This is a genomic window from Halomonas sp. hl-4, assembly GCF_900215475.1.
Lineage (GTDB): Bacteria > Pseudomonadota > Gammaproteobacteria > Pseudomonadales > Halomonadaceae > Vreelandella.
The window spans coordinates 2,516,521-2,529,929 of record NZ_LT907845.1 but is presented as its reverse complement, the minus strand read 5'-3'; the positions used below and the strand labels follow the sequence as shown (position 1 = coordinate 2,529,929).

General features: G+C 55.3%; 11 protein-coding genes. 9 read left to right on the top strand and 2 right to left on the bottom strand.

What is annotated here, in order from left to right; all coding sequences use genetic code 11:
* Positions 1 to 13 precede the first annotated feature (13 nt).
* The 4 genes from CPH17_RS11970 to CPH17_RS11955 all read left to right on the top strand — a co-directional run bounded on the left by CPH17_RS11970 (position 14) and on the right by CPH17_RS11955 (position 4,049).
* Positions 14 to 1,042, top strand: a complete 1,029-nt coding sequence (locus CPH17_RS11970) for a TRAP transporter substrate-binding protein (protein ID WP_074398291.1) — start codon at positions 14 to 16, stop codon at positions 1,040 to 1,042.
* A gap of 6 nt (positions 1,043 to 1,048) precedes the next feature.
* On the top strand, positions 1,049 to 1,576 hold the full coding sequence (locus tag CPH17_RS11965; RefSeq protein ID WP_074398293.1) for a TRAP transporter small permease: 528 nt from the start codon (positions 1,049 to 1,051) through the stop codon (positions 1,574 to 1,576).
* On the top strand, positions 1,566 to 2,855 hold the full coding sequence (locus CPH17_RS11960; protein ID WP_074398294.1) for a TRAP transporter large permease: 1,290 nt from the start codon (positions 1,566 to 1,568) through the stop codon (positions 2,853 to 2,855). Before CPH17_RS11965 ends, CPH17_RS11960 begins: the two co-directional genes overlap by 11 nt.
* A 165-nt stretch (positions 2,856 to 3,020) precedes the next feature.
* On the top strand, positions 3,021 to 4,049 hold the full coding sequence (locus tag CPH17_RS11955) for a helix-turn-helix domain-containing protein (RefSeq protein WP_074398296.1): 1,029 nt from the start codon (positions 3,021 to 3,023) through the stop codon (positions 4,047 to 4,049).
* Between the two features lie 61 nt (positions 4,050 to 4,110).
* Here the strand turns inward: CPH17_RS11955 and CPH17_RS11950 are convergent, their stop codons facing one another.
* Both CPH17_RS11950 and CPH17_RS11945 read right to left on the bottom strand, forming a co-directional pair.
* Positions 4,111 to 5,391, bottom strand: coding sequence for a serine hydrolase domain-containing protein (locus tag CPH17_RS11950; protein ID WP_074398298.1), 1,281 nt, complete (start codon positions 5,389 to 5,391; stop codon positions 4,111 to 4,113).
* A gap of 412 nt (positions 5,392 to 5,803) precedes the next feature.
* Positions 5,804 to 6,706 (bottom strand): helix-turn-helix domain-containing protein, encoded by a 903-nt coding sequence (locus CPH17_RS11945; protein ID WP_074398300.1) that lies wholly within the window; start codon positions 6,704 to 6,706, stop codon positions 5,804 to 5,806.
* A gap of 146 nt (positions 6,707 to 6,852) precedes the next feature.
* Between CPH17_RS11945 and pobA the strand changes: the two genes are divergently transcribed.
* The 5 genes from pobA to CPH17_RS11920 all read left to right on the top strand — a co-directional run bounded on the left by pobA (position 6,853) and on the right by CPH17_RS11920 (position 13,404).
* Positions 6,853 to 8,037: a 4-hydroxybenzoate 3-monooxygenase gene (gene pobA / locus CPH17_RS11940; protein WP_074398599.1), complete on the top strand. Its 1,185-nt coding sequence runs from the start codon at positions 6,853 to 6,855 to the stop codon at positions 8,035 to 8,037.
* A 279-nt stretch (positions 8,038 to 8,316) separates the two neighbouring features.
* The gene (locus CPH17_RS11935) at positions 8,317 to 10,416 is read left to right on the top strand and encodes a methyl-accepting chemotaxis protein (RefSeq protein WP_074398301.1); all 2,100 of its coding nucleotides are present in this window, start codon (positions 8,317 to 8,319) and stop codon (positions 10,414 to 10,416) included.
* Between the two features lie 126 nt (positions 10,417 to 10,542).
* The gene (locus tag CPH17_RS11930; RefSeq protein WP_074398303.1) at positions 10,543 to 11,580 is read left to right on the top strand and encodes a TRAP transporter substrate-binding protein; all 1,038 of its coding nucleotides are present in this window, start codon (positions 10,543 to 10,545) and stop codon (positions 11,578 to 11,580) included.
* Positions 11,581 to 11,641: 61 nt separating this feature from the next.
* Positions 11,642 to 12,118, top strand: a complete 477-nt coding sequence (locus tag CPH17_RS11925; RefSeq protein ID WP_074398305.1) for a TRAP transporter small permease — start codon at positions 11,642 to 11,644, stop codon at positions 12,116 to 12,118.
* Positions 12,115 to 13,404 carry a TRAP transporter large permease gene (locus CPH17_RS11920; protein WP_096299651.1) on the top strand — a complete coding sequence of 430 codons (1,290 nt, stop codon included), beginning with the start codon at positions 12,115 to 12,117 and terminating at the stop codon, positions 13,402 to 13,404. The genes CPH17_RS11925 and CPH17_RS11920 overlap by 4 nt, the downstream gene beginning before the upstream one ends.
* Positions 13,405 to 13,409: the final 5 nt, after the last annotated feature.

Genomic DNA, 13,409 nt, shown 5'->3' with positions numbered 1-13,409 from the left:
CCAGGAGCTCCTGATGAAAATCCTCTTTACCCGCTCTATCCTCGCTGCTGCCGTGGCGGGTTTCACTATCGCTTCGGCGCAGGCCGAAACGACCCTGCGCATGGCGCATTTCTGGCCGGGTTCTTCGGGCGTCAACGAAGATATTTTTGAGGTGTGGGCCGACACTATCGAAGAAGAGTCCGATGGCGAGTTGACCGTTGAAATGTTCCCCTCCGGTACGCTAGCCAAGCCAGATGCGATCTACGAGGCGGCGGCTAACGGCATCGCAGATATTGGTGCCACGGCCCAAGGCTATACCGCCGGTCGTTTCCCGCTATCGCAAATTGTTGAGTTGCCGGGTGTTGCGACAACGGCAACCCAGGGTGCCTGTGTCCTGCAAACGCTCTACGACGATGGTCATCTGGATAGCGAGTATGAGGATACCCGCCCGCTGTTTATGTTCACTACCGGGCCGGGTGGTATCCACACCATCGACACTGACGTGCAAACGCCTGGTGACCTTGATGGCCTGCGCATTCGCCGCCCCACTGCCGTGGCGGGTGAAATTCTCGAAAACATGGGTGCCGAGCCCGTGGGCATGCCGGCACCGGATATCTACACCTCTATGCAGCGTGGCGTTATCGATGGGCTGAGCTTTCCCTGGGAAGGGCTAAAAGGCTTCCGCGTTAACGAACTGGTCGAGTACCACACCGAAGTGCCGTTTTACACGCTGATTTTTGTGGCCACCATGAGTGAGCGCACCTACGACAGCCTGAGTCCCGAGCAACAGGAAGTGCTGGATAACAATTCGGGCATGAAGTGGGCCAAAAACGCCGGTGAAGTGTTCGACCGCCTGGACGTGGAAGGCAAGCAGGAAGCCGAAGACGCGGGCCATACCATCCGTGAAATCAAGAATCCGTTGGAAGATGCCGACTGGCAGAAACCGTTGCAGGACGGCATTGACAACTATCTTGCTGAATTGGAAGAGCGTGACTTACCGGGCGAAGAAGTTTACGAAGCTGCCCTAGAGGCCCGCGATTCCTGCGCTGCACAACAGGAGTAATCCATAATGCAGTCAACCTTACTGAGGGCCAGCTATTGGCTGGCCCTGTTCTGTCGCATCGTGGCGGGCGTTGCGCTTGTTGGGCTCTTGGGCGTCACGATTGCCGATGTGTCTACCCGTTATTTGGCGCGCCTGACCGAAGGGGTCGTTTCACTAAGGATTAGCGGCAGTGTGGAGTTGGTCAGCTATTTGATGCTTTTCTCGCTGCTCGCGGCGATGGCCGCCAACGTTGAGAAAAGCCAGGTCATCGTCGAGGCCTTTTCCCACGGGCTCCCCGACAAGCTGAAAACCCGGCTGCACGGTGTCTACCTGCTTGGCTTTGCCGCGCTGGGGCTGGTGATTTTTATTGGCCTGGTCGATTCTGCCACAGCAGCAGCTCGTCATGGCGAGGTGACTCAGGATCTTCGGCTACCCATGGGGCCAATTTATTACATAGCTGCCGTGTTGAGTCTCCTTTTGGGTATCCGTAGCTTTTTGCATGCGCTGCTCTGCGCGTTGTTTGGTGTCGAGGCGGAGGTGTCCCATGGGGAGTGAAATGATCGGTGCCGTTGGGCTTGGCATGCTGCTCGTCCTCATGGTGCTGCGGGTACCTGTGGCCCTCACCATGTTGATTATCGGCGTGGTGGGGTTTGCCCAAGTGATTAGCTGGGGGGCGGCAATTTCGCAGCTTAAAACCGTCCCGGTGGAAGTGCTATCAAGTTACAGTTTCAGCGCGGTTCCCATGTTTATTTTAATGGGCGTGCTGGCGGCGCATTCAGGCATGGCAGGCAAGCTGTTTGATTCCACGCGCACCATTTGCGGCGGCTGGAAGGGTGGCCTGGCCATCGCGGCGGTCGGTTCTTGCGGCATTTTCTCCGCTATTTCAGGTTCTTCACTGGCCACGGCCAGTACGATGACACGCGTTGCGCTGCCGGAAATGGAGCGCTATGGCTATAATCGCGGCCTGGCCACCGGCGCACTGGCGGCAGGCGGTACGCTGGGTATCATGATCCCGCCGAGCATTGCGCTGCTGATCTATGCCATTCTCACTGAGCAGTCGGTGGGTGACATGTTCATGGCAGGGTTGATCCCCGGTTTGATGGGGCTGGTGATGTATGCCCTCACGGTGAGCGTGATGATGCGCTTGCGACCATCGTTTGCCGTCGCGGGTGAACCCACCTCTTGGAAGGAGAAGTTTGCCTCGCTAACAGGCTTGCTGCCGTTTTTCGGCGTTTTCCTGATCATGATTTTGGGGATCTACTTTGGCGCGTTTACGCCCACCGAAGGGGCGAGCGTGGGTGCCTTTGCTACCCTGATATACGCCTTCGTGAAAGGCATGCGTTTTAGTGGGCTATGGCATAGCCTGCAAGAAACGCTGGCGCTCTCCGCGGTGGTGTTCTTCATGCTGGTGGGGGCGGAAACGCTCGGCTACTTTATCTCGGTATCGCGTATTTCGTTCTCGATTGCCGATCTCTTGGCCGGCATGGACTTAACCCCGATTGTGGTGGTGCTGTGCATCCTGGCGCTCTACTTTGTGCTGGGTATGTTCATGGATTCCATCGCCATGCTGGTGATCACCGTGCCGGTGGTCTACCCCATCATCCAAACCATGGGCATTGATCCGGTGTGGTTCGGCATCATCACCGTTTTGACCGTGGAGTTGGGGCTGATGACGCCACCGGTGGGGATGAATGTGTTCGTGATTAAAGCGATGGCGCCGCATGTCGGGCTAGGGGAGATATTTAAAGGGGTGGCGCCTTTTGTGGTCTCTGACTTAATACGACTAGCGCTATTAATCGCCTTTCCTATTTTGAGCACTCTGTTTCTGCTCTAGTCAGCTTGCGTCATCCGCTTTGTCTAAGCATCGTTTGGGCGGTGGCGATAAAAGGAGTTTATGCGATCACAAGTGAGTAGAGAGGCTGACGCTGGTGCTTGATGAGCCGTCGCGGCTCATCAAGCCATTACCGACAAAGGCTTGTGGCTGTCAGTAGGTGAAACGATGGAGATCAATAATAATAAGGCATCCACACGCCATGGCGATGCCGATCTATTGCAGCGTTTCAGCCGTGGGTTAATGGAGCTGACGGAGCTGCCCAGATGCTCGATGCCTGAAAGGTGGCTATGTGAAGCCGTACAAGGCTTCGCTAATATTGTGGGCTTTGATGCCGCCTGGTGGGGGCAACTTTATCTACCCTCGGATACCTCATCATCTATCTTTGCACCCAGTGTCATGATGGATGGCAGCTTGGGGCTGAGTTCATCTTTTGCCCAAGAGTGGCATGGTATTTCCGGGGTGGATCGGTTCGCCAAGGCTTCAATCTCCTACCTGGGCAAGGCCGTGCGGGGAGGCCATGACGATTTATCTGACGCTGATTGCGCCGAGGTTGAAGCTTTTTGTCAGCGGCATGACATCTTACATAGTATGGCCGTAACGCTAGAGTTTCCCTGCAGCGGTATGCTGTTTTTTGTGTCGATATATCGCCGCAAGACAAGCAGTGAATTCGATAGGCTTGATGCAGTGCTGATGGAGGAGTTTCTTAACCATCTGGCGTATTACTGGAAGCAGTACCTAGCCAAAATTCGTTTTGATGCTCTGCCCAATGGTTGGGATAGCTATGCCCTTTCCAACAGAAAGGGCGAGCTCCTCTATATAGGTAAAGAGGTTCGCGTAGCGCTCGAACGAAAATATGCTGGCTGGCAAGGCTCTAGCCTGCCACGCCTTATTGCTGATCAGTTAAGCACGGCACCGAACACGCTAATGTCTAATGAACACAAAGGCATAAATGTGCACCACTGCGGCGACCTCGTGGCCCTGACGCTATGTTCTCAGCAGCGTTCAAGTGCACTTTCCCCGCGTGAACTCAGTGCCGCTAGGCTCTATGCTCAAGGCCACTCGCATAAACAGGTCGCTCGAATGCTGGGGATCACCCCGGCAACAGCAAGAACGTATCTGCGTAGCGCTTATGTCCAGCTAGGTGTGAGCAACAAAGTAGCACTGCTTTCAGCGCTGCGTCAGCCTGGCGAGTGAAAAGTGGCCGCGGCCTTGGCTGGGTATGCCAAGGCCCGGTAAGCGTCGTTTTAACTGATTTTTACTCAGAAACAAGCTCAGAAAGCTTGTCGAAGAAGGCGAAGTTGTCATCGTCCCAGCCGTTGGCATCTGGCGTGTGGCTCAGCTTAACCACCACGGTTTGGTTGTCCGGGTCGATATAGATGTATTGGTTGTAGATACCCATGGCGGTATACGCATCGCTATCCGGGAAGGTCCACCACTGATATTGGTAGCCGAGGTCGGCGCCTTCCGCAATATGCTCATAGCCAGGGTCGGACACCGTGGCCTCTGTTACCCAGTGGGCAGGAACGACTTGGGTGCCGTTGGCTTCGCCCCTATTGAGCATCATCAGGCCAAAGCGGCCAAGGTCGCGCAGGGTGGCGTTAAAACCAGCGCCATAGAACTCATCCCCACCATCCATGATCCAGAAGCCATCTGCTTCCATACCCGCGGGCTGCCAGATCTTTTCAGACATGTACTCAGCGACCGTGGTATCTAAAACGCTCGCCAGCACACAGCCCAGCACGCTGGTATCCAGGGTGGCGTAATTGAAACGTTCGCCGGGTTCATACTCCGGTTCGGAAGAGGCAATGGCGTAATCGCACCAGCGGTAGTTGCCAGCCACAAGCGCGTTGTCGTGCACTTCCGTTAGTTGGGTGTCTCCGCCGAACTCATAGACTTCTTCCCAGGCAACCCCAGAACGCATCCGCAGCACGTCGATGACGCGAACATCGTTGTAACCAGTGCCTTCCAACTCAGGTAGGTATTTGGTGACCTTGTCATCAAGGCTTTCGATTTTGCCTTCTTCCACAGCGACGCCTACCAAGGTCGCGAGAATTGACTTTGAGGCAGAGAATACCGCGTGCTGGCTGTCATCACTGAAGCCATTGCGGTACTGCTCATAAACGATTTTGCCATCCTTGATAACCAACAGCGCGTTGGTTCTGGTGTTCTCCAGATACTCCTCCAAAGGCACGTCGTTGCCTTCGAACGAGAAGTTGTCATTAATCTCAATGAAGTCTGTCTCAAGGGGCCATGGGGTTGATGACGCGGCCACTTGGCGGGTGGCAAACATCTTGTCTAAGTGTTGAAACGTAAGAAAATTGAGGTCAGGGTTAAACATATTGGCCCGGGCATTAATCATTGTCTCGGTGCCCCACTGCTCCCCGACTGCTTGCTCCCCGTTTTCTGGTAGAGAAGCGGCCAAACAGGCCGTTGAGGTGAGGGAAACGATCGCCGCAAGACAGATAGCATAGTTCTTGGGATAGTTCTTGGGATAGCTCTTGGAATAGCGCTTGGCATTGTTCTTGGGAATGGTCATGGGGTCTCCTAGCGAGGGTAGGTCTGGCCTAAGTGGCCATGGGTTGCCCGCGGTTGAGGCGTTCTCGCACCCCATACTAGAAAGAGTCGTCCGGGAAGTAACCCCTGCAAATGCAGAGGGGGGCAGTGTTAGTGGTAAAACAGATGTGGGTTAATAGAGGGTTGGGGTAGGGCCTGTTGAGCTCAACAGGCCCTGATGGTCAGTCAGGTTGGCGCACAATCGGCTTGATCGGCTTTTGAGCTCTAATAAAGGCGCATGAAAATTCAATAACAATATTTCTACTAGGTTTTGCTAACGCCTCATCTTCTGGTTGAGAAGGTTAGTCATCCACACGGATCTCACAGGCTTTAGGCTCTTGGCTTCAACGTTGGTGACCTCTCATTGCCTGTCAGACAGTAAAACGGCTTTGCGCCTATGACTGGGCGTGCTGGCGCAGCCGAAACTCCCGCGGTGAAAACGTGGTATTACGCTTAAAAAAGCGCGTGAAGTAGGCCGGTTCAGAGAAGCCTAAGCTGTCGGAGACTTGGCCAATGGTCATATTGGTATAGGTGAGCTGGCGCTTGGCTTCCAGTAGCAGGCGTTCGTGTAGCAACTGCAGGGCGCTGCGCCCGGCGAGTTGGCGGCAGAGCAGGTTCAGGTGCGCGCTACTCACCCCGATCTGCTCGGCTAACTGTTCAATACTTGGCTGCTCGCGATAGTGGGCTTCGATCAGCGCTTGATAGTGCTCTAAATGCTGCCGTCCTTTGTCACTTTGGCGGGGGCCATAGCGTTTTGCCGTGCGGCCTGCATAGGCACAAAGGCGCGATAGCTCGACCACCAAGGCTTGGGTAAGCGCTTCAAGCAGGCTGTTGCGTCCAGGGGCCGGTTGGCGGTACTCCTGGTCGATCTGGGTCACCAGCGTGGCAATTTTATCGGTCTGGTTTGGCTGGAGCAGCGGATAGAAGTCGGCTTTTTTTAGCGTACTGCTCTCACCCATTAGTGCATGTAAGTGGTCGGCCAGCGGTTTGGCCAGGGTGATAATATGCCCTTCCACATCCGGTGAAAAGAGAAAGCCATGAATCGCCATGGCGGGAACAACGATAGCGCTGGCACTTTGCAGCTGATGGCTTGTTCCCTCCAGCTCTAATTCAACACTCCCTTGAGCAATAAACAGAATATGTACGAGGTCGGCATGCCGGTGTGGTCGAATCCGCCAGTTATGTAAACGGCTGCGTTCGGCAATGGATTCACAGTGCAGCAGGTCAGGCGTGGGCCAATGCTGCGTCTCGCCATACAGCTTAAATACGGGAACGGACGTTGCCGACGAGGCTGGCATCACCGGTATCTCCTATACGACTAAGGTGGGGTAATAAAGCGCTAAATGTCCAATAATTGATCTAGATCATGCCTTATTATGCGGCGTGTTTCATTGAAAAATACAAGTCATGCATTTTAGATAATGACAATGATGAGGCATCCCCTATGAAAACGCAGGTCGCGATTATTGGCGCAGGCCCTTCTGGCCTACTGCTGGGTCAGCTACTGCATCGCCAAGGCATTGATAACGTGATTGTTGAGCGGCGTAGCGGTGAGTATGTATTAAGCCGTATCCGCGCGGGTGTGCTTGAACAGGGCATGGTGGACTTACTGCGCGAAGCGGGGGTTGACCAGCGGATGGATGAAGAGGGCTTACCCCATGACGGTTTTGAGCTTGTTTTTGATAACCGCCGCGTGCGGGTTGCGCTGGATGAATTGACCGGCGGCAGCAAAGTGATGGTATACGGCCAAACAGAGGTGACGCGGGATCTGATGGAGGCCCGTGCTGCTGCTGGTGCGATAACGCTCTACGAGTCGGAAAATGTTCAGCCCCACGATCTGGAGAGTGACAGCCCCTACCTCACCTTTGAACATAACGGTGAAACGGTCAGGCTTGAGTGCGACTACATCGCCGGGTGTGATGGTTACCATGGCGTCTCCCGCCAGGCGATCCCTCAAGAGCGCATAAAAGAGTTCGAAAAGGTTTATCCGTTTGGCTGGTTGGGCTTGCTATCGGATACCCCGCCGGTCTCGGATGAATTGATCTATGCGAGCCATAAGCGTGGCTTTAGTCTGTGCAGCATGCGTTCCGCCACCCGCAGCCGTTACTACCTTCAGGTACCCTTGGATGAAAAGGTAGAAGATTGGTCGGACGAGCGTTTTTGGCAAGAGCTGAAGCGCCGCCTGCCTGACGACGTTGCCGCAAAGCTGGTGACTGGGCCTTCGATTGAGAAGAGCATTGCACCGCTGCGCAGCTATGTGGTGGAACCCATGCAGTTCGGGCGGTTGTTCCTGGTAGGCGATGCGGCGCATATTGTACCACCCACCGGTGCTAAAGGGCTTAACCTGGCCGCCAGCGACGTCAATACGCTCTATCGGCTAATGGTGAAGGTTTACCAGGAAGGCCGCACGGATTTGATCGAGCGCTACTCGCAAACCTGCCTGAAACGTATCTGGAAGGCGGAGCGCTTTTCCTGGTGGATGACCTCCATGCTGCACAACTTCTCTGATGAGGAAGATTTCAACAGCCGCATGCAGTTGGCCGAACTGGACTACGTGACCAGCTCTAAAGCGGGGCTGACGACTATTGCGGAAAACTATGTGGGTTTGCCCTATGAGCCGTTGGAATAGCCCCTCACCTTTCTCCATTGATCCTCCTTGCCCAGGCTGATGCTTGGGCTTTTTTTATCGTTTGCCATGCCTGAACAGGCTCTCGTGAAGTGCTGTTAGGGAGTAAGTGGGTAGATACATACGCATATTGGGTGTTTTTATTTGAAATTTCATGTGATATTGATAGTAGTAGATCGCTTGTGTCATACCGGTTGAGCGGAAACCGCCGCTTTATCTCGGTGTTTTACCGCCACCATGCTGTTGGACAAATAAAAATTAACCCCTGCTCAGGTTGATGATATGAAATTCAAATCCCTCCGTACATTTGTCACCTTGCTGGCTGGCATCTCAACAATTCTGGCGGTGTTAGCTTTGTCTGCCTACTTCGTCATGGCCAATACAAGGTCGCAGGAAGCCACTCAGGTGGGAGCGCAGAACATACTGCTGGACGAGACTGAAGGCCGTTTACATGCCATAGCGTCCTCTCAAGCCGAAAGCATACAGGTTCAATTTACTCAGGCACGTGAGATGGCCAAGGGATTGGCCGCTGTCAATTCCGTGCAGGGTGACGTGGCTTATAACGGTGGGCCCGCGCTTGATTTCAATCGTCAGGAGATAATCGGTGCCATTCGAAAGTACCTGGAAGTCAATCAGGATGTTTCTGTCGCTTATGCTGCCTGGGAGCCTAATGCCTTCGATCAGGATGACGTTTACTCGGACGGTAGCGTGCCGGGGCATAGCCCAAAGGGGCGCTTCATGCCCCTGTGGTATCGGGGAGAGAACGGAGATCTCGACATCATGGCTCAGGAAGCCGCCATCATGGAGAGCGAGGCTATTCAGCCCAATGGGGTGCGCGAGGGCGAGTATTACCTCTGCCCACGAGAAACGTTGAGGCCATGTATTACAGACCCTGACGTTTATCAGGTGGGGGAGGAGGAAGTGATGCTGACTTCCTTCGTCGCCCCGATCATTGTCGACAGCGAGTTTCGCGGTATTGCCGGCGTTGATCTGACGGTGGATTTTATCCAGTCCATGCTCTTGGAGGAAAATAGCGAACTCTATGAGGGATCGGGAGACATGGCCTTGGTGGCACCGAGAGGGGGGCTGGTAGCGCATACCCAGGAGGGAGCCACGCTGGGGGAACCTTTTAGTGAGGCGTTTGATGCTACCTTGCAGCAGCGCATACAGCAGGCCCAGGGAGGCCAGCCTACGTATATCCATGATGCCGAGCAGGGCGTCATCGAATTGTACTGGCCGTTCACTATTGGAGAGGGCGACAACACCTGGGTGCTGATGATCCGGCAGCCTGAAGATGCGGTGCTTGCGGGGATGCATGGACTGCAGCGGCAAACGGAGGAACAGCTTGATAGAGACATTCTGGGCATGACGCTGATCGGGCTTTTCATTGCAGGCCTGGGATTATTGGCAGCATGGTTGGTGGGGGAGAGCATTGCTCGCCCGTTGCGTCGCTTGGCTGAGCGCATGCATGACATCGCTGCTGGCAATGGCGACTTGACCCGCCGCCTGCCCGCCAATGGCCGCGATGAAAGTGCCAGGTTGGCGATCCAGTTCAATGCTTTTGTCGATAAAATAAACGATGTACTGCTCGATGTGCGTGATAGCAGCGACTCAGTGCGTGCAGCGGCGAGTGAGATTGCCGTGGGAAGCCAGGATCTGTCGGCCCGAACTGAGGTGGCGGCCTCCCACCTGCAGGAGACGTCGGCTTCCATGGAGCAGCTGACCCATTCCGTTGAACATACCGCTGTAGCGTCTCGGCAGGCAAAGGAGCTCTCCCACTCTGCTTCGCAAGTCGCCTCCCAGGGCGGTAACGTGGTGTCGCAAGCCGTGCGAACCATGAACGACATTGATAGCGCGTCGCAGCGGATTGCAGAGATCGTCTCAGTGATGGATAGCATTGCCTTTCAAACCAACCTACTGGCGCTCAACGCCTCGGTTGAGGCGGCTAGCGCTGGAGAGCATGGCCGAGGTTTCGCGGTAGTCGCAGACGAAGTGCGTCAATTGGCTGGTCGCAGCGCCGCCGCTGCTCGGCAGATCAAGGAACTGATTGAGGACGCCACCGCCAAGACCCAGGCCGGTTCAGAGCTCGTGCGCGCAGCCGGTGCCTCCATGAACGACATCGTTGCCAGTGTGTCGAGGGTCTCCGATGTGCTTGGCGAAATCAGTGCGGCAACCAGCGAGCAGAGCCAGGGTATCGGTCAGGTCAATCAGGCGGTGGCTGGGCTCGACCAAATGACCCAGCAGAACGCGGCACTGGTCGAAGAGTCCGCAACGGCGGCGGATAGGCTCGATAATCAGTCACTGCGTCTGGCTGAGACGGTAGGTTCGTTCGTCCTGCTCGAACGGCAGCAGCGATTGGCGACGCTGGATTCAGTGCAGTAAGCCATCTATTACATGAGTTCTCATTGTGACATATGAGGGTGTTGCATTACTTGAATTTTCATGTGATATTGAATGTATAAAGGCGTGGGAAGCGCCAAACAACAACGATAAAGAGAGATAAGACCCATGACGACAAAGAAAATAGTCTCAAACATTCGGCGCTTGGCGGGTGCCATTGGGCTCGCAGGCATGCTGAATAGTCCGCTCGTTTCTGCCAGCGATATCATCCTTAGCTATGCGTTCATTTCGCCTGCCAGCACCTTCCCCGGTGTGCAAATGGAGCGCTGGGCGGAAGAGCTCCATCGCCGCACGGATGGACGCGTGACCGTCAACACCTTCCCCGGTGGTACGCTGCTGACGGCAAACAACATGTATGACGGCGTGTTGAGCGGCGTTGCGGATATCGGGCTGTCGATCACTTCCTATGAGCCGGGCCGTTTTCCGCTGCTCAATCTGGCCGGTAGCCTGACGGGGCTGGACGTCAATTCCACCGTCGCCAGCCAGTCACTCTATGAATTGATTCAAGAGTTTCCCCCCGAGCAGTTGGGTCTTGAGGATTTTAAGGTCATCACTGCGTTTACTTCCGAACCCGGTTATTTACAGACCAAGCAGCCAGTGACTTCACTGGAAGAACTGGAAGGCCAGGAGATCCGTGTGCCTGGCGACAGTACCGATGTGCTGGCAGCGCTGGGCGGGGTGCCTATAGCGCTCTCCCAGGCTGATACGGGCGAGGCACTACAGGCGGGAGTCGTTGATGGCTACGTGAGTTCCCGGGAAGTGCTGATGGATCTGGGCTATGCCCGCACCGTTAAGTCCATCACCGACTACCCATTGACCAATGCCGTGCTGGTGGCGGTTATGAACCGTCAGCGCTGGGAGTCGCTGCCCGAAGACGTTCAGCAGATCATCGATGAGTTGGGTGCTGAAATGGCCTTCTTCGCCGGCGACTATCTCGATTCTCACGTCGAAGAGTCGCTGAAGTGGGCGCGCGAGGAGGAAGGTGTCGAGGTGCTTTCGCTGAGCGAGGAGGAGGCGGCCCGCTGGACCGAACGCCTGGAGCCGATCAACGAGGAGCGCCTGGCCCGCGTTGCCGAGCTGGGTCTTCCCGCCTACGAGTTTAATGAGCGAATGCACGAGCTTTTCGAGCATTACCAACAACCGTAATGGTTGTTGGTAATCAGGGTATTGGGTCGGGCAGGTATTCGGCATTAACGAGGAAGCATCCATGACTAGATTCACACGCCTAATCAGTCGGTTGTTGCTTGTACTCGCGGGTATGAGTTTGCTGGCGATGATGCTCTTGGTGGTGACCAACATCATTATGCGTCAGGTGGCGTCTTCGCTCGGTGGAACTACCGAGGTGGTAGGTTGGCTGACGGCGGTGGTGGTGTCATCTTCCTTGGCCTATGCCCAGTTGACCAAGGCGCACATTGAGTTGGACATACTGGTGGCGCGACTGCCTCAGCGGCCCCAGCGCCTCATCCAACTGCTGGTCGCGGTGGTGAGCCTGCTTTTCTTTACCATGGTGGCGTACAAACTCTGGGAGTATGGCACTTTTGCCATGCAGCGAGGCACGCTATCGCAATCCCTTCGCCTGGCCATTTATCCGATTATCTATCTGGTCGCCTTTGGCTTCAGCGCATTCTGCCTCGTGTTGTTGACGGATGTGCGGGCTTGCCTGACGCAGGGGAGAGAGGTATGAGCTTCACACTGGTCGCCATGATTGGCGTATTGGCCCTCTTTCTGCTGATTATCCTGCAGGTGCCGATCAGCTTTGCCATGTTCATCGTCGGCTTCTTTGGGATGCTGCATATCACCAGCCCCATGGCGGCCTATAACATCATCAGCTCTGGTATCTGGGAACAGCTTTCCTCCTACTCTTTGAGCGTCATACCGCTGTTCGTTTTTATGGGCGAGCTGCTGTTTCGCTCGGGGATTACCGAGAAGCTGTTTGCGGCTGCCTATGCCTGGACGGGACACCGTCGGGGTTCCATGGCCACGACAACGATATTAAGCAGTGCTGGTTTTGCCGCCGTTTGCGGCTCCAATACGGCGACAGCCGCCACGGTAGGCACTATTGCCCTACCGGAAATGAAGAAGTTCGGTTATCACAAAGCGCTGAGTGCCGGCAGCGTGGCGGCGGGGGGCACTCTAGGGGTCATCATTCCCCCCAGCGCGGTACTGATCGTGATCGCTTTGCAGGCGGAGCTTGCCATCCGTGATCTGTTTATCGCCAGCATCCTGCCCGGCTTAATCCTGATGACGCTGTTCGTGCTGACCATTGCTTGCCTTTGCTGGCGCAACCCAGCCATGGCGCCCGCTGGTGAACGCTCCTTCTGGGGAGTGCGCCTGGCCTCTCTTAAAGGGGTGGTGGAGATATTCGTCCTCTTTACGCTGGTGCTGGGCGGGCTGTTTGCAGGCTGGTTCACCTCTACCGAAGCGGCCGCGGTTGGCTGTGTCGGGGCCATTACCCTTATCGGTCTGCGCGGAAGGCTATCCTGGGAGATGCTGTGGGAATCATTGAGTAACACCCTTAGAACGTCCGCGATGATTCTGATGCTGGTGGCGGGCGCGGTGGTATTTGGCCGTTTCCTGACGGTGACACGGCTGCCTTTCATGGTCGGCGAATGGGCCGCTGCGCTGCCCTTGCCTGCCATTATGGTCATGGCCTGTGTACTGCTGATCTATGTCATTGGTGGGGCGCTGATGGATGCCATGGGCTTCCTGATCATCTCGATCCCCATTTTCTTTCCGGTAGCGCTAGTGCTGGGCTACGACCCAATATGGTTCGGCATCATGGTCTGCATCGTCACCAGCATGGGAGCGATCACGCCGCCGGTAGGGGTTAACGCTTTCATTGTCAAAAGCCTCGACCCGGAACTCAGTTTTGGCGATATCTTTCTGGGCGTCGGTTACTTCATGACGCCTTATCTATTGTGTATCACGTTATTACTTCTAGTCCCCGATATCGTGCTATTTGTCCTTTAGTTTGA

Bases quoted from the DNA above. Each gene is read 5' to 3' on its own strand.
- CPH17_RS11955 (WP_074398296.1), top strand. From the start codon at position 3,021: ATGGAGATCAATAATAATAAGGCATCCACACGCCATGGCGATGCCGAT.
- CPH17_RS11930 (WP_074398303.1), top strand. From the start codon at position 10,543: ATGACGACAAAGAAAATAGTCTCAAACATTCGGCGCTTGGCGGGTGCC.
- CPH17_RS11945 (WP_074398300.1), bottom strand. From the start codon at position 6,706: ATGCCAGCCTCGTCGGCAACGTCCGTTCCCGTATTTAAGCTGTATGGC.
- CPH17_RS11935 (WP_074398301.1), top strand. From the start codon at position 8,317: ATGAAATTCAAATCCCTCCGTACATTTGTCACCTTGCTGGCTGGCATC.
- CPH17_RS11950 (WP_074398298.1), bottom strand. From the start codon at position 5,391: ATGACCATTCCCAAGAACAATGCCAAGCGCTATTCCAAGAGCTATCCC.
- CPH17_RS11965 (WP_074398293.1), top strand. From the start codon at position 1,049: ATGCAGTCAACCTTACTGAGGGCCAGCTATTGGCTGGCCCTGTTCTGT.
- CPH17_RS11960 (WP_074398294.1), top strand. From the start codon at position 1,566: ATGGGGAGTGAAATGATCGGTGCCGTTGGGCTTGGCATGCTGCTCGTC.
- CPH17_RS11925 (WP_074398305.1), top strand. From the start codon at position 11,642: ATGACTAGATTCACACGCCTAATCAGTCGGTTGTTGCTTGTACTCGCG.
- pobA (WP_074398599.1), top strand. From the start codon at position 6,853: ATGAAAACGCAGGTCGCGATTATTGGCGCAGGCCCTTCTGGCCTACTG.
- CPH17_RS11970 (WP_074398291.1), top strand. From the start codon at position 14: ATGAAAATCCTCTTTACCCGCTCTATCCTCGCTGCTGCCGTGGCGGGT.
- CPH17_RS11920 (WP_096299651.1), top strand. From the start codon at position 12,115: ATGAGCTTCACACTGGTCGCCATGATTGGCGTATTGGCCCTCTTTCTG.